Origin of the sequence: Paenibacillus sp. SSG-1 (genome assembly GCF_002224835.1) — a bacterium.
GTDB lineage: Bacteria > Bacillota > Bacilli > Paenibacillales > Paenibacillaceae > Paenibacillus_AQ > Paenibacillus_AQ favisporus.
Genome location: NZ_MBRK01000001.1, coordinates 3,762,727 through 3,777,815, shown reverse-complemented (window position 1 = coordinate 3,777,815; position 15,089 = coordinate 3,762,727). Strand labels below are relative to the sequence as shown.

At 53.4% G+C, this 15,089-nt stretch carries 17 protein-coding genes; 16 read left to right on the top strand and 1 reads right to left on the bottom strand.

From position 1 onward, the window contains the following. Positions 1-209 precede the first annotated feature (209 nt). The 5 genes from spoIVA (at position 210) to BCV73_RS17395 (ending at position 6,246) form a co-directional block, all read left to right on the top strand. Complete coding sequence (gene spoIVA, locus BCV73_RS17415) at positions 210-1,688, top strand: stage IV sporulation protein A (RefSeq protein ID WP_076170087.1); 1,479 nt, start codon at positions 210-212, stop codon at positions 1,686-1,688. A 286-nt stretch (positions 1,689-1,974) separates the two neighbouring features. Beyond that, complete coding sequence (locus BCV73_RS17410) at positions 1,975-3,051, top strand: sugar ABC transporter substrate-binding protein (RefSeq protein WP_089548057.1); 1,077 nt, start codon at positions 1,975-1,977, stop codon at positions 3,049-3,051. Between the two features lie 279 nt (positions 3,052-3,330). After that, positions 3,331-4,827, top strand: a complete 1,497-nt coding sequence (locus BCV73_RS17405; RefSeq protein ID WP_089550295.1) for a sugar ABC transporter ATP-binding protein — start codon at positions 3,331-3,333, stop codon at positions 4,825-4,827. Next, positions 4,817-5,803: an ABC transporter permease gene (locus tag BCV73_RS17400; RefSeq protein WP_089548056.1), complete on the top strand. Its 987-nt coding sequence runs from the start codon at positions 4,817-4,819 to the stop codon at positions 5,801-5,803. The genes BCV73_RS17405 and BCV73_RS17400 overlap by 11 nt, the downstream gene beginning before the upstream one ends. A 170-nt stretch (positions 5,804-5,973) precedes the next feature. Then, positions 5,974-6,246 carry an HU family DNA-binding protein gene (locus BCV73_RS17395; protein WP_076170090.1) on the top strand — a complete coding sequence of 91 codons (273 nt, stop codon included), beginning with the start codon at positions 5,974-5,976 and terminating at the stop codon, positions 6,244-6,246. Positions 6,247-6,291: 45 nt separating this feature from the next. Here the strand turns inward: BCV73_RS17395 and BCV73_RS35090 are convergent, their stop codons facing one another. Beyond that, positions 6,292-6,468, bottom strand: a complete 177-nt coding sequence (locus tag BCV73_RS35090) for a hypothetical protein (protein WP_167372869.1) — start codon at positions 6,466-6,468, stop codon at positions 6,292-6,294. A 104-nt stretch (positions 6,469-6,572) separates the two neighbouring features. On the opposite strand from BCV73_RS35090, the gene mtrB reads away from it, so the two are divergent. From mtrB to aroC, 11 genes are all read left to right on the top strand, one after another. After that, on the top strand, positions 6,573-6,806 hold the full coding sequence (mtrB, locus tag BCV73_RS17390; RefSeq protein WP_076170091.1) for a trp RNA-binding attenuation protein MtrB: 234 nt from the start codon (positions 6,573-6,575) through the stop codon (positions 6,804-6,806). Between the two features lie 185 nt (positions 6,807-6,991). Beyond that, complete coding sequence (locus BCV73_RS17385) at positions 6,992-7,543, top strand: hypothetical protein (protein ID WP_089548055.1); 552 nt, start codon at positions 6,992-6,994, stop codon at positions 7,541-7,543. 124 nt (positions 7,544-7,667) lie between these two features. Next, on the top strand, positions 7,668-8,549 hold the full coding sequence (locus BCV73_RS17380; RefSeq protein WP_089548054.1) for a heptaprenyl diphosphate synthase component 1: 882 nt from the start codon (positions 7,668-7,670) through the stop codon (positions 8,547-8,549). Positions 8,550-8,557: 8 nt separating this feature from the next. Further along, positions 8,558-9,292 (top strand): demethylmenaquinone methyltransferase, encoded by a 735-nt coding sequence (locus BCV73_RS17375; protein ID WP_076170190.1) that lies wholly within the window; start codon positions 8,558-8,560, stop codon positions 9,290-9,292. Continuing rightward, on the top strand, positions 9,285-10,157 hold the full coding sequence (locus tag BCV73_RS17370) for a UbiA-like polyprenyltransferase (RefSeq protein WP_089548053.1): 873 nt from the start codon (positions 9,285-9,287) through the stop codon (positions 10,155-10,157). The genes BCV73_RS17375 and BCV73_RS17370 overlap by 8 nt, the downstream gene beginning before the upstream one ends. Next, entirely contained in the window at positions 10,154-10,807 is a 654-nt protein-coding gene (locus tag BCV73_RS17365) for a UbiX family flavin prenyltransferase (RefSeq protein ID WP_089548052.1), read from the top strand. The genes BCV73_RS17370 and BCV73_RS17365 overlap by 4 nt, the downstream gene beginning before the upstream one ends. A gap of 180 nt (positions 10,808-10,987) precedes the next feature. Then, a complete protein-coding gene (locus tag BCV73_RS17360; protein ID WP_089548051.1) occupies positions 10,988-11,962 on the top strand; it encodes a polyprenyl synthetase family protein in 975 nt (324 codons plus the stop codon). Positions 11,963-12,051: 89 nt separating this feature from the next. Further along, the gene (gene ndk, locus BCV73_RS17355) at positions 12,052-12,495 is read left to right on the top strand and encodes a nucleoside-diphosphate kinase (RefSeq protein WP_076170097.1); all 444 of its coding nucleotides are present in this window, start codon (positions 12,052-12,054) and stop codon (positions 12,493-12,495) included. Beyond that, the gene (locus BCV73_RS17350; RefSeq protein WP_275541922.1) at positions 12,486-13,325 is read left to right on the top strand and encodes a CheR family methyltransferase; all 840 of its coding nucleotides are present in this window, start codon (positions 12,486-12,488) and stop codon (positions 13,323-13,325) included. The genes ndk and BCV73_RS17350 overlap by 10 nt, the downstream gene beginning before the upstream one ends. A gap of 81 nt (positions 13,326-13,406) precedes the next feature. Next, positions 13,407-13,571 carry a hypothetical protein gene (locus BCV73_RS35085; RefSeq protein WP_163879324.1) on the top strand — a complete coding sequence of 55 codons (165 nt, stop codon included), beginning with the start codon at positions 13,407-13,409 and terminating at the stop codon, positions 13,569-13,571. A gap of 346 nt (positions 13,572-13,917) precedes the next feature. Then, on the top strand, positions 13,918-15,087 hold the full coding sequence (aroC, locus tag BCV73_RS17345) for a chorismate synthase (protein WP_076170099.1): 1,170 nt from the start codon (positions 13,918-13,920) through the stop codon (positions 15,085-15,087). The last annotated feature ends 2 nt before the right edge of the window (positions 15,088-15,089 follow it).

Genomic DNA, 15,089 nt, shown 5'->3' with positions numbered 1-15,089 from the left:
TTTTAATAGGTACATACTATGATACTAGTCCAAATGCCTACGGAGTAACGCCGCTTTGCCGTTTCCCATCCTACCTGACTACCGGCGGCGGACTACTGACGACATTGTAAGGCTCAAATCCGTTGCAATGGCTCGAGGCTCCAGATGGAACACGAAGCGGATGCTCTTAAAGCATTTTTCCTTCGGAGTAAATGAGGAGGGGATCTCTTTTGGAAAAAGTGGACATTTTTAAAGACATTGCCGAACGAACTGGCGGGGACATTTACCTGGGTGTCGTCGGCGCCGTCCGCACAGGAAAGTCAACATTTATTAAACGGTTTATGGAAACAATCGTACTGCCGAACATTGCAAGCGAAGCAGACCGCGCCAGAGCGGTCGATGAGCTCCCGCAGAGCGCTGCCGGGAAGACGATTATGACCACCGAGCCGAAGTTTGTACCGAACAATGCGGTGCAGCTGAAGGTCACCGAAGGTCTGGAAGTGAACGTCCGCCTCGTGGACTGCGTAGGCTACGCGGTGGAAGGCGCCAAAGGCTATGAGGATGAAAACGGTCCGCGCATGATATCGACGCCATGGTTCGAGGAGCCGATCCCGTTCCAGGAGGCCGCCGAAATCGGGACGCGGAAAGTGATTCAGGAGCACTCTACGCTGGGCGTTGTGGTGACCACGGACGGCACGATTGCCGAAATTCCACGCCACTCCTATGTGGAAGCCGAAGAACGCGTCGTCGCCGAGCTGAAGGAAGTCGGCAAGCCGTTTGTGCTGGTCATCAACTCCACGAAGCCGCGGAGCGAAGAAACGCTGCAGCTGCGCAATGAGCTCGCCGAGAAATACGACATTCCGGTCATGGCGCTCAGTGCGGCCACAATGACGGAGGATGACGTCACCGGCGTCCTGCGCGAAGTGCTGTACGAATTCCCGGTGCACGAAGTCAACGTCAACCTGCCTAGCTGGGTTATGGTGCTGAACGAGAAGCACTGGCTGCGCAGCAACTATGAAAATTCCGTACGCGATACGGTCAAGGATATCCGCCGTTTGCGCGACGTGGACCGGGTGGTTACCCAGTTCATGGACTACGACTTCATCAACCGTGCGGCGCTCAGCGGCATGAATATGGGCCAAGGGGTAGCCGAGATCGACCTGTTCGCTCCGGATGAACTGTACGATCAAATCCTGATGGAAGTGGTCGGGGTGGAAATCCGCGGTAAGGACCACCTGTTGCAGCTGATGCAGGAATTCTCGCATGCCAAGCGGGAGTACGACCGGTTCGCCGAGGCGCTGGAGATGGTCAAGACGACCGGTTACGGCATCGCCGCTCCGTCGCTGGCCGAAATGTCGCTCGATGAGCCGGAGCTGATCCGCCAAGGATCCCGTTTCGGGGTTCGCTTGAAGGCGACGGCGCCTTCGATCCATATGATCCGCGTCGATGTCGAGTCGGAATTCTCACCGATCATCGGTACGGAGAAACAGTCCGAGGAACTCGTGCGCTACCTCATCCAGGACTTCGAAAACGATCCGATCAAGATCTGGGATTCAGACATTTTCGGCAGATCGCTGCACTCTATCGTACGGGAAGGCATTCAAGGCAAGATCGCAATGATGCCGGATAATGCGAGATATAAACTGCAGGAGACGCTCGGACGCATTATCAATGAAGGCTCTGGCGGATTGATCGCGATTATTTTGTAACCCATCAGCGTGAAGTAAAAAACCGTAGGCAGGCGCCCGCTTGCTTGCGGTTTTTTTGTGCTTGAATGCAGAAATGGATACCTGTTGATAGTAATTCCTGTTTTATACATAAAAATAAGCAAATGGCTGCTCGGAGCCGAGTTAAGGGACCGTTATGACAGGTTTTTTATGAAAAAAAGAAAGTATTTATACAAACTCTTAAAAACCTATTTACATACTTGGATATAGGCTTTATATTAGTGTATAACATTTTAACATAGTGAAGCTTTTAAGGGGGAAGAGAGAAATGCGTTTAAGAGGTAAAAAAAGGGGTTTCGTGTTGGCATCCGTTCTGCTGGTGCTGTCGATGGTGATGAGCGCCTGCGGTCATAACGCGCCGCCGGCATCGGACTCGGGGAGTGCATCCGGTGCCAATTCGGACAAGCCTCTGGCTGGCAAACGAGTTGCGCTTATCATGGAGTTTAACACAGGGACGTTTTCCCAGCAATACGTTCAAGGGGTAACCGAGGAAGTGGAGAAATTCGGCGGAAAGCTGACGAAGTTCGTGGCCGCCAACGATAAAGCAAAAATGGCGTCTCTGCTGGATTCGGCCATCACGCAGCATTTTGACTTGATTCTGACCGACCACGGTGATTCGCTCCTCGAACCTGGCCTTCGCAAGGCGGTGGAGCAGAAGATCCCTGTCGTCGTCTTCGACGCTGACGTGAACGTTCCCGGCGCGACAGTGCTCTCTCAGGACGACCAGAAGATGGCCGACCTGACGCTGCAGCAAATGAAGGAGAACATCGGGGGCAAGGGCAACATCGTTAAAGTATGGGTGGCCGGATTCGCACCGATGGAACGGCGCCAAATCTCTTACGCGAAATTTATGAAAGAGAATCCGGATATCAAGGAAATCGCTACGTTCGGCACCGCGAATAACCCGGCACTGGACACGCAGACCCAGATGGAAGCGATTCTGAAGCAGTATCCGAAGGGACAGATTTCGGCCGTTTGGGCTGCATGGGACGAGTTCGCAAAAGGGGCGGCGCGCGCCATCCAGCAGGCCGGACGCGATGAAATCAAGGTGTATGGCATCGATATGAGCGACGAGGACCTGCAAATGATCCAGGATCCTAGCAACCCGTGGGTCGCATCCGCCGCTGTCGATCCAAAGGATATCGGACGCATCCAGGTCCGTTATGGCTACCAGAAGCTGCATGGGGATCAAACCGAGGACAAGGTCGTTCTGAATCCGGTGTACGTTTCCCGCGACGCGCTTCCTAAGGAGCAAATTTCCACTACCGAGCTGTCCCAATATGTAGACGGCTGGGGTGCCAGCAAGCAAGGGCTTCAGGACTGGATGAACGAGTACAGCAAGTAAAAAAGATCCGGTCAAACCGGCAAATGCAAGTCTTGGGGTGGTGCTGAGGCGCTGCCCTTTTTCAGGAACAGGGGCTAAGCTGCACCCCACTTTGTGGGGTTATTATTTTGGGGCTCCCCGCAAAGTACTTGAACAACATCGCAGCAGATCATCACTTTGTGTGGTTATTATTTCGGGGCTCCCCGCAAAGTACTTGAATAATATTCAAAGCTGCACTCCACTTTGTGGGGTTACTTTTTGAAGGAGGAATGCCGTGTGACATCATCATTTCAGCTGGAAATGAGCGGAATCGGCAAACAATTTGGCGGCGTTTCTGCGCTGCATGCGGTGGATTTTTCGGTTCACGGCGGCCAGATTCATGCGCTGCTCGGTGCCAACGGCGCCGGGAAGAGCACGTTGATGAAGATTCTGTCGGGCGCTTATCAGCCGGACAGCGGACGCATTGCGGCAAACGGCACGGAGCTGCATATCACCTCTCCGGCCGCGGCCAAGCAGCACGGCATTCACTGCGTGTATCAGGAGGTCGATTCAGCCCTCGTCCCGCAGCTGAGCGTCGCCGAAAACGTCATGCTGGACGCCTTGTCTTCAGGCCGGGGAAGCATGTGGGTCAATTACCGGTCTATGGACAAACAGGTCAAGGCGATTTTATCCAGGCTGGATGACAGTATAGACATTCATAAAAAGGTGTACGAGCTGTCGCTTGCTCAAAAACAGATTGTCCTGCTGGCCCGCATTTTGTCCCAGGACGCCAAGGTGATTATATTCGACGAGCCGACCGCTCCGCTGAGCGACAGCGAATGCGAGGCTTTTTTTCGGATGATGCACTCGCTGAAGGACGCCGGTGTGGCGTGCATCTTTATTACACACCGCCTGCCGGAAGTGCTGCAGCACAGCGATATGGTGACCGTGATGCGTGACGGCAGGAAGGTTTACACCGGCCGGACACAGGACATCACCGGGGAAGGCATTATCGGGCACATGCTCGGTAAAACGTTTGAAGAAGAGTTTCCGAAAAAGGATACCGTGATCGGGGAAGTGCTCCTTCAGGCGGAAGGCGTCAAGCGCGGACACAAGGTGCGGGGCGCGGATCTTGAGGTCCGCCGCGGTGAAATTGTGGCCGTAGTCGGCCTGGTGGGCGCCGGTAAAACCGAACTGGCTCGGATCCTGAGCGGTGCGGATCAGCCGGACGAAGGCAGCATCCATCTGAAAGGGAGTAAGCTGTCGCTTAAGCAACCGGCGGACGCGGTATCCGCGGGAATCGTCTCCATCCCGGAGGAGCGCCGGAAAGAGGGAATCTTTATCCACGAATCGGTGGATTTGAACCTGTCCATACCGGTGCTGAACCAAGTCAGCAGGCTGGGGTTCATCTCGCGGAAGAAGGAGAAGGCTTTATCCGCCAAAATGATCGGTGCCCTTGGAGTCAAGGCCGCCTCCGGCAGCCAGCTGGTGAAGTTTCTGAGCGGCGGCAACCAGCAGAAGCTGGCGATCGGCAAATGGCTGGACAGCGGGGCGGAAGTTTTTATTTTTGACGAACCGACCAAAGGGGTCGATATCGGCGCGAAAAGCGATATATTCCGCATCATCGGAGATTTGGCGGATGCCGGCAAGGGCATTTTGTATTTTACCTGCGAATTGGCAGAAGGACTGGGAATCGGCGACCGGATCGCCGTCATGAGCGGCGGAACCATCAGCAAAGTATTTGCTCGGGGAGAAGCGACGCAAGCCCAGCTCCTATATTATGCGAGCGGAGGCTTGGAGGAAGACCATGAAGGATAAACTGTTAAACTTGGCGTTCCGGTACGGGGCGGTTGTCGTTATCATCGGGGTTATTGCATTTTTTTCGTTCAGACTGCCTTATTTCTTCACGTACGGGAACCTGACCGACATTCTGGGCTCGATCACGATCGTGACCTTTGTGGCGATTGGGGTGACCTTGTCGCTGGTCGTGGACGGCTTTGACCTGTCGGTAGGCTCAACCGTGTCGCTGACCACCGTAGGCGCTGCGTCGCTGATGATATGGTATGAGCAGCCGCTGTGGGTCGTCATCATCGTGCCGCTCATCCTGGGTGCCATCATCGGGCTCGTTAACGCCTTCCTGATCGTCAAGCTGCGGATTCCGGATCTTCTGGCGACTCTTGCCGTGATGTACATTGTCGGCGGGATTCACAAAACGTATGCCGCGGGTTATACGATTTACAACCATATGGAATTTCCGGACGGCACCAAAGCCCCCGGCGAGATGAGCGCCGCCTTTCTGCAGCTTGGACAGGGCAAATGGTTCGGCATTCCGATTTCGGCCGTCCTCCTCATTATTGCTGTGGCGCTTGTGCATATTTTTCTGACGCGGACCAAATACGGCCGCCAAATGTACGTCACGGGCGGTAATGAGGAAGCGGCGCGCCTGTCCGGAATCAAGGTGAAAAGGGTGCGTACGCTGGCGTACGTCGCTTCCGGCGTGTTCGCCGCGATTGGCGGGATTATTTACGCCTCCCGGGTCGGATCCGGTCAAATCGACGCGGGATCGCCGCTCTTGATGGAATCCGTGGCGGCTGTGTTCGTCGGTTTTTCGGTCTTTGGCGCCGGCAAGCCCAACGTCATCGGCACATTTATCGGGTCGGTATTGATCGGGGTACTGGTCAACGGACTGACCATGATGAATTTGCAGTATTTTACACATGATATCGTCAAAGGGATCGTTCTTGTCCTCGCACTTGCCGTCACTTTTTACGTTTTAAACCGCTCGCGAACGTAAAACTCTTGAAATTCTGCGGTTGCTGTATTACTATAAGTTTGTTCCGCGCCTGCGGCTGAATACGGTCTATATGGCGATTCTATCTGTAAATCTCACAGATGAACGTATATTTTACGGCAAAACGGAAAGATTGATAACATCGATTTATTATTTTGGGAGGTGAAATGATAGTGAACAAGTCCGAACTGATTTCCCAAGTAGCTGAAACGACAGAACTGTCCAAGAAGGATGCGACGAAAGCGGTTGACGCTGTATTCGAATCCATCGCACAGGCTCTGCAAAACGGGGACAAAGTCCAACTCGTTGGATTTGGTAACTTTGAAGTGCGCGAGCGTTCCGCACGTAAAGGCCGCAACCCGCAAACCGGTGAAGAAATCGAAATCCCTTCGAGCAAAATTCCGGCATTCAAGCCTGGTAAAGCGCTCAAAGACGGAATTAAATAAGATTTCTACATATTCCATACGCAAGAAGAGGACCGTGACGCTCGTTCACGGCCTTTTCTTTTCTGTAGGGCTGACATGTCCTTCGAGAGGATTGCCGTTGTCGTCCTTTTCCGAATAGGCGATCAGGATGACGGGAGAACCCGTCAGCTGGCTCAGCTGCTGTTCGTATTCGCGAAGCTTGGAAATTTGCCCTTCCCGCAAGGGCGCCGGTTCATATTGCATGTTCTCAACTCCTTGGACTTTATTACATTGGGTAGTATAGCCAGAGGATTTTAAAATAATTATACGCTGTGTGTAAGGCTCGCTGAAAAAAGGAGGATACACTCATGGAAAATAAAGGGAATACGGGGAACAGCGATTTTATCGTGATCAAGGCGAAGGATCAAGGGGTGCAGGTCATTGGACTGACCCGAGGCCAGGATACCCGGTTTCATCACACGGAGAAGCTGGACAAAGGCGAAGTGCTGATCGCCCAGTTTACGGACCATACCTCCGCCATTAAAATCCGCGGCAAAGCCGAAGTGTGGACGAAACACGGAAGTCTCGAAAGCGACAGCTAATAGCAGGGAGCTCAAAAAAACAGCTCTTGAATGCAAATTAGCTGCTGGTCAGGGGATGGCAAATTACCTTAAGCGCAATCTGTACAAACGCAGGCATAGCCTGCTTTTTTTCGTTGTAGAATGAGGTATGGACAGCACGTGTCCGGACGAAACTAAGGGATACTATGACGATGGGAGGGCTGTACTTGAAACGATTTTTCATTCCTGGCCTGGTGCTTGCCGTTACGCTGGGCTCGGTCCTCATCCTGCCTGCACTGTATCATGCGGAGCACACATTTGCCCGGGAAAGCCGGGCTTTGGCCGCGTTTCATCCCCAATCGGGCTGGACGCTCGACAATGCGAATATCGTGGATGCGCTGGACAGCCTTCCCCTTACGCTGCCGATCCGCAAGGTGGAGTGGGAATCCCGCGTGCTGACGGTTGACCTGAAAGTGGCCACACCGGAGGTGTCCGTGTCTGAAATCTATTCGAATATCGCCGAGATCCTCACATTTAGCTTTGACGGCACTTCCAATGTCGACCAGATTCTCCTTCGGCTCGTCGCAGAAGACAAATGGCTCGGCACAAGGCATCTGCTGCTTGCTGCGGATGTCCGGCGGACGGAGTGGAGTCCGGAGCTGAAACAGGCGCTTGGCGAAGCGGGAGAAAGCCCGCTTGCGGACGATATCAAATCCCGATTCCACCTCACCGAAACGAAACTGTGGAGAGACCGGTTCGATCCGCAGGAAAACGGGTAAAAAGAAGTAAGCATACTGTGCGTGGTCTGACAAGTTGTGCTATAATAAAAAAGATTGTGAACAAAAGTTCTTGCTCGCAACAGACGACATAGAAGTGAGAAAGTTATAGGCTCGGAGGCTGACGATGAAACCGTACCGCATACCCCAACTAGCAAAGAAATATGTCGATTACGACATGATCCAAACCCATACGGAGCTGCCGCCCTATCCGGATGCCCGTGTTCATCTTCTATATATTTTTCTGAACCAGGGAAGCCGCAAGCCTTCCGTGCATACAGAGCTGCTGGCGCTTGTCACGTCGCTCGTTCAGATGGGTATTGACACGCATGAAACGATCGACACCATCCAGGGCAAACAGAACGAGGGAGAAATGCGTTCCCGTCAGCTTAAAGTGCTCGCGGGAGACTATTTCAGCAGCCGGTTCTATCAGCTTCTGTCCCAGAAGGGGCAAATCGAGGCTGTATCGACGCTGAGCGCGGCCATTTGCGATGTGAATATTTTGAAAATGAATCTGTACGGCAAAATGAAAAGCCTTCTCCTGTCAGCGGAGGAATACTTACGGCAACGGGTACAGCTGAATATGCAGCTGTTTCTTTCTTTTACCCCTTTTCTGGATGATTCGTTAAAAGAACTGTGGAAATCGCTTCTCCGCGGCTTCAGCGAATGCGAAACGGTCGTTCGTGAAATGCAGCTGAGCTCAGGCTCGGAGCCATTCTTGTACAGCTATTCGTTCTGGCACATCCTGGATGTGGCCTCGGATGAAGACAAGCTGGCCCTGAAGGAAAACCGGGTTGAGCCGAAAGACTGGAAGAAGATGCTGCTTAAGTACAAGGCCGGAGAACATTTGGCGGATAAGCTGCAGCAGGCGGTGAACAGCGTGCAGTCCATCCTGAAAATGGTTAAGGGAGACGGAATGTTCCGGGAGATCGGACAGGTGCTTGACCCGTTCCTTCGTCAGCTTAACACACCGGGATCCGCAGTAGGGGAGGGATTGGCGAGAGGATGAATACCAGCATGAGTGAACGGGACACGAAGACGGAAAACAAATACTCACATGTCCAATCCGTTTTTGAGAGCATAGCACCGAAGTACGATGTGATGAACGATATTATAAGCTTTCGCAGGCACAAGGCCTGGCGGAAGTTCACGATGAAGAAAATGGCGATGAAACCCGGAGATACGGCGGTTGACCTGTGCTGCGGGACTTGCGACTGGACGTTGAGCATGGCGGAAGCCAGCGGCACGGGGCAGATGGTCGGCCTCGATTTCAGCCCGAACATGCTGAAGGTCGGCATGGACAAAATCAAGGCGAGACACCTCGAGGATCAGATTACGCTGGTTCAGGGGGATGCCATGAATTTGCCGTTTGAGGATAACCGTTTTGACTACGCCACCATCGGCTTTGGTCTGCGGAACGTGCCTGACCTGGTGCAGGTGCTGAAAGAAATGCAGAGGGTAGTCAAGCCTGGAGGCATGGTTGTATGCCTGGAGGTGTCCAAGCCGACGTGGCAGCCTTTCAAAGGAATTTATTATTCTTATTTCAAGTATATACTGCCTGGACTCGGAAAGGTGTTGGCCAAAAGGTATGAGCAGTACAAATGGCTGCCGGAATCGTTGGCTCTTTTCCCGGGAAGAGAGGAACTGGCAAGCATATTCCGCAGCATCGGTCTTCAGAATGTCGAAGCCTATCCCCTAACTGGCGGCGTCGCAGCATTACATATTGGGATCAAGGAGAATCGGCATGTTTAAGAAAATCGGCATTTTTCTAGAAATGATCAAAATTGAGCACACATTATTTGCGTTACCTTTTGCGTTTATGGGCGCGATCCTCGGATCGGTCGTCGTAAACGGTCACCTTCCATCATGGGCCCAGATCGGCTGGGTCCTGTTAGCCATGTTCGGAGCCAGAAGCGCGGCCTTCGGCTTGAACCGGATGATCGATCAGGTGATCGACAAGAAAAATCCGCGGACGGCGAACCGGGCCATTCCGGCAGGGCTGCTGAAGAGCGCGGAAGTGATCCTGTTTACGGTCGTTTGCTTCCTGCTTCTGCTGTGGGCGGCCTATGAGCTGTCTCCGCTGGCGCTCAAACTGCTTCCGATCGCCGTGTTTTTTCTCGTCATTTATTCCTACACGAAACGGTTTACCTGGCTGTGCCATATCGTGCTCGGCTTAACGATCGCGCTTGCCCCGCTCGGCGGCTGGGTGGCCGTGACTAACGAAATCGACTGGCCGTCCATCGTGCTGTACATCTCGGTCGCTTTCTGGACTGCCGGCTTTGATATCATTTATGCGATCCAGGATATCGATTTTGACCGGAAGGAAGGCTTGTACTCCATTCCGGCGCGCTTCGGCGTCCGCAAGTCTCTGCTCATTGCACGGTATTTTCATTTCATTACCGCGATCGGATTCGTTATCCTGTTCTTTACGACCGAGCTGAGCTGGTGGTATTTTGGTGGGATGCTGATCGCTTATATTATTCTCTTCTACGAGCATTTTATTTTGTCCCCGAATGACATGAGCAAGCTGCAGGTCGCCTTCTTTACGATGAACAGCGTCCTCAGCATTCTCGTATTCGTATTCACCCTGATTGATTTGGTGGTGCAGTACTTGTGACGCAGACGGAGAACAAGAGAAGAAGCTGGGTCGTCGGGATTACCGGCGCCAGCGGTTCGGTGTATGGGGTTCGGTTAACGGAGGTTCTGCTGAAGCAGGGCTATGACGTACACATCGTCGTCTCGAATGCAGGCTGGCGGGTGCTTGGCGAGGAGCTCGGCTGGAAAACAGCTCAAAGGGAGCTTGTGCTAAGCGAGAAATTCGGCGGCCATCCGGGCAGCGTCTATTACCATCCGGTGGCGGATATCGGAGCAACGATTGCCAGCGGCTCCTATCAGGTGGAGGGTATGGTGATTGCGCCATGCTCAATGGGGACACTGTCCGCTGTAGCTAACGGATCGTCCGACAATTTGATGACCCGCGCTGCAGACGTCATGCTGAAAGAAGGAAGGCCGCTGATTTTGGTGCCCCGTGAGACGCCGCTGCATGCCATACACCTGGAAAATATGCTGAAGCTCGCCAGGCTCGGGGTGAAGATGATTCCGGCGATGCCGGCTTTTTACTTTCATCCCCGGACGATCGAGGATTTGATCGACTTCCAGGTGGGAAAGGTGCTTGATATGATGCGGATCGAGCATGAGCTGTTCAGGCGTTGGGACGGCGGGCTGGCCGGACAGGCCAAAGCTGCAGAGTCCGGTACCAAAGAATAGACAGTCCTCCAAACCCATTCGTGCAGCACGAATTGTATGCTATGATTTAAATAAGATGAAAATGAATGGAAGAACGCCAGTGCTCTTTGTTTCTGCTATGCGGGCCATGCTCAAGCCGATGATTTGAACATGAACGGACAGGGAAATGCGGAGTAACATTACGCTGATACGGGTGAAGGAATGAAGAGATTAGACATATTCGGCTTACTGAAAAAAGATATGAATCAAATCGAACAAGAGCTCTTTCGCAGCATTGAGGGCGATCACGAGCTGTTGAACGAGACGTCCATGCACCTGCTGAAGGCAGGCGGCAAGCGGCTGCGCCCGGTGTTTGTGCTGATGGGCGGCAAGTTCGGCAGCTATGACCTGGACAAGCTGAAGCATGTGGCCGTTCCCCTGGAGCTGATCCACATGGCTTCCTTGGTGCACGACGACGTCATTGACGACGCCGAGACGCGCCGCGGTCAATTGACCGTCAAGTCCAAGTGGGATAATAAAATCGCGATGTATACGGGGGACTATATATACGCCCGGGCGCTGCTGCTTGCCACCAAGCTGGAGAACCCGAAGATTCATCAAATCCTCTCCAAAGCGATGGTCGAAATGTCCATCGGGGAAATGGAGCAAATCCGGGACTTTTTCAATACGGAACAGAGCATCCGTCGTTACCTTCTCCGTATCCGGCGCAAAACCGCCCTTCTGATCGCGATCAGCTGCCAGCTGGGAGCGGTTGCGGCTGACGCGGAGCCGAAGGTAGGCAACCTGCTCTACCGCTACGGCTACAACGTAGGGATGGCATTCCAGATTCAGGACGATCTCCTGGATCTGTGCGGAACGGAGAAACAAATCGGCAAACCGCCTGGAAGCGATATCCGGCAGGGCAACATTACGCTGCCTGTGCTGTATGCCCTGGAGGACGAAGCGGTTCGGGAACCGCTGCTGAAGGAGATCGCCGTCATCCGGGAACAGAACGGGGAATGCGACGTTTCCGCAGCGGTTTCGCTCATCAAATCAAGCACGGGAATCGCCCGGGCGGAGGAGCTGGCTACGCGCTATATCAACAAGGCGCTGGAGGCGCTCGACCGGCTTCCGAACCAGCGGACGAAGAAAAATTTGCGCGATATCGCCCATTTTGTGACCAAACGTTCGTATTGATACTTCCGCTGATCCGACTTTCTGTTTACAATACAAATCATAACTATGTACAACATTCGCAATGACTTGAGGAAATGGAGAGTGAGTTTATGCAGCGAACTTTTTTAATGATCAAGCCTGATGGAGTGCAGCGTGGTTTAATCGGTAAAATTATCGGCAGATTGGAAGACAAAGGTTTCAAAATGGTGGCCGGCAAGCTGGTGCAGGTGTCGGACGAGCAGGCCAAGCGTCATTACGCGGAGCATGAGGGCAAGGACTTTTATGACAATCTGGTAAAGTTCATCACGTCCGGCCCTGTGTTCGCCATGGTATGGGAAGGGGATAACATTATTCAATTGTCCCGCATTCTGATGGGCAAAACAGAAGTCACGGAGGCTCTGCCGGGCACCATCCGCGGGGACTACGCTTCCCATACGCCCCATAATCTGATTCACGGCTCGGATTCACCGGAGAGCAGCGCACGCGAAATCGCCAATTTCTTCGAAGCGCATGAACTGGTGGATTACGACCGCAGCATTACGCCGTGGATGTAAAGCCAGTTTTATATAATAACGGCGCGTCGGAAGAGCCAGGGACGCCCGACCCGGATTACATAGGGTTTATCCAGAATATTAAGCGAAGCACGGGAATCGACCTGTCGGACTATAAGGAAGCCCAAATGAAGCGGCGTCTGACGACGCTCAGGGTAAAGAACGGATACAGCAGTTTTGCGGAGTTTTTCGAGGCGCTGCAAAAGGATAAGCGCTTGTTTCATGAGTTTCTGGACCGGATGACGATCAACGTCTCGGAATTTTGGCGCAACCCGAACCGCTGGGAAGTGCTGCGCGATGTGATCCTTCCCGAATTGACCGCAGGTGCGCGGTCCAGGCTTAAGGTATGGAGCGCCGCATGTTCCACGGGAGAGGAGCCCTATACGCTGGCCATGATTTTGGACGGCAAAGGGCTGCTGCAGACGAGTACGCTGGTCGCCACCGATATCGATGAGGGCGCGCTGGCCAAAGCGAAACAGGGCTTGTACCTCGAGCGTTCGCTGAAGGACGTGCCGAAGGAAGTCGCGGCCCGGTATTTTTCCCAGGAAGGTCCGATGTACAAGTTCAGCGAAGGGCTCAAGGCAAACGTCCAATTTCGTAAGCAGAATCTGCTGACCGACACGTTTGAGCAGAATCACGATCTCATCGTCTGCCGGAATGTAATGATTTATTTTACTGAAGAAGCCAAAGCCAAGCTTTACCATAAATTTGCCTCTGCCCTGCGTCCAGGGGGATATCTTTTTGTGGGGAGCACCGAGCAAATTTTTACGCCCGGCCAATACGGGCTCGAGCCGACCGAAACCTTTTTTTACCGGAAAAAGGCTGACGCTTAAGGTGTCAAGGTATATTCAAACCTTCTCTTTGCGATACTACGATTATATTACGGCATCAGACAAAGCGGAGGTTTGCACATCATGGACAAACGAAAGGTAATTACCGCGTATCAGCGCGGGTTTATTACCATTCAGGAATGCGGACAGATTCTGGGCATTGAGAGCGTCCAGCTGAGCCGCCTGGTACAGGATTCCCTGGAAGGTCAGAAGAATACGCAGCGAAGCAGCCAGCCGGTAAGCCGGTAGGCAGGCGGAAGCTGGCGCTAATAAGCACCGCTCTTTCACTAGGAAAGACGGTGCTTTTTTGTGCTTGGTTACGGGGCTATTGTTTCGGTGCCCCTATGCAACGGGCTGAAGCTGTAAACGAACCGAACAGCTGGCCTTGATCGTGGGATTTCAATATAACGGGCTAATTTGAACCAAGCTTCTCCTTGAATCATCTTCAATACAGCGAAGTGTTTTCCCTAGCTTTAGCACATTGTATATAGCTGTAGGGGTTTCTTGTCAAAGCGTGGCACCTATACTATAATGGCAAAAGATATCTGCGGATTTTAGCCAGTTAATGTTTAACAGTTTAAAGGGGGAAAGCACCATGAGTATACGCTACTTAACGGCGGGGGAGACGCACGGACCTCAACTCACGGCCATTATCGAAGGATTGCCGAGCCAGTTGAAACTGGACTTTGAAGCCATCAATTTTCAGCTTGCACGCAGACAGAAGGGGCATGGACGCGGGCGCCGCATGCAAATCGAGAAGGATACGGCGAATATTGTAGGCGGTGTCCGGCACGGTTATACGACGGGAGCGCCTGTTGCCCTCGTGGTTGAGAACAAGGACTGGGCGAGCTGGAGCAGCATCATGAACGTGGAGCCGATCGAAGGGTCGGATGAAGAGAAACGCCGCGTTCACCGTCCCCGCCCGGGACATGCCGACCTGAACGGAGGCCTGAAATACAATCATAAAGACCTGCGGAACGTGCTGGAGCGCTCCAGCGCGCGCGAGACGGCGGCACGCGTTGCCTGCGGGGCGATCGCCCGCCAGTTTCTCGAAGCTTTCGGCATCAAAATTGCCGGGCAGGTCATCCGGATCGGCGAGATTGAAGCGCCGGCCAACAACCTGAGCGTCGACGAACTGATCGAACGCACCGAGGCTTCTTCGGTTCGGGTGGTAGATCCTGAGACGGAAGCGAAAATGGAAGCCTACATCGATGAAATCAAGAAAGAAGGCGATTCCATCGGGGGGATCGTGGAGTGCGTCGTTGAGGGCGTTCCGGTCGGTCTGGGGAGTTACGTCCAGTACGACCGCAAGCTGGACGGACGGATCGCTCAGGCGGTCATGTCGATCAACGCGTTTAAAGGCGTCGAGATCGGCATCGGGTTTGAGGCCGGCGTGCTGCGCGGATCCCAGGTTCACGACGAGATCCTGTACGAGGAAGGCAAGGGATATACCCGAGCCAGCAACCGCCTGGGCGGTTTTGAGGGCGGCATGACCAACGGCATGCCAGTTGTCGTCCGGGGCGTGATGAAGCCCATCCCGACGCTGTACAAACCGCTGCAGACCGTGGATATTGACACGAAAGAGCCGTACACCGCTCAGGTAGAGCGTTCGGACGCCTGTGCCGTTCCGGCGGCGAGCGTGGTGATGGAGCATGTGGTCGCATGGGAAATCGCCAAGGCGTTCCTGGAGAAGTTCGGCGGCGATTCCATGGACGAAATCAAAGCCAACTATGAAAATTACCTTGCCCAAGTGGAGAGGTACTAATG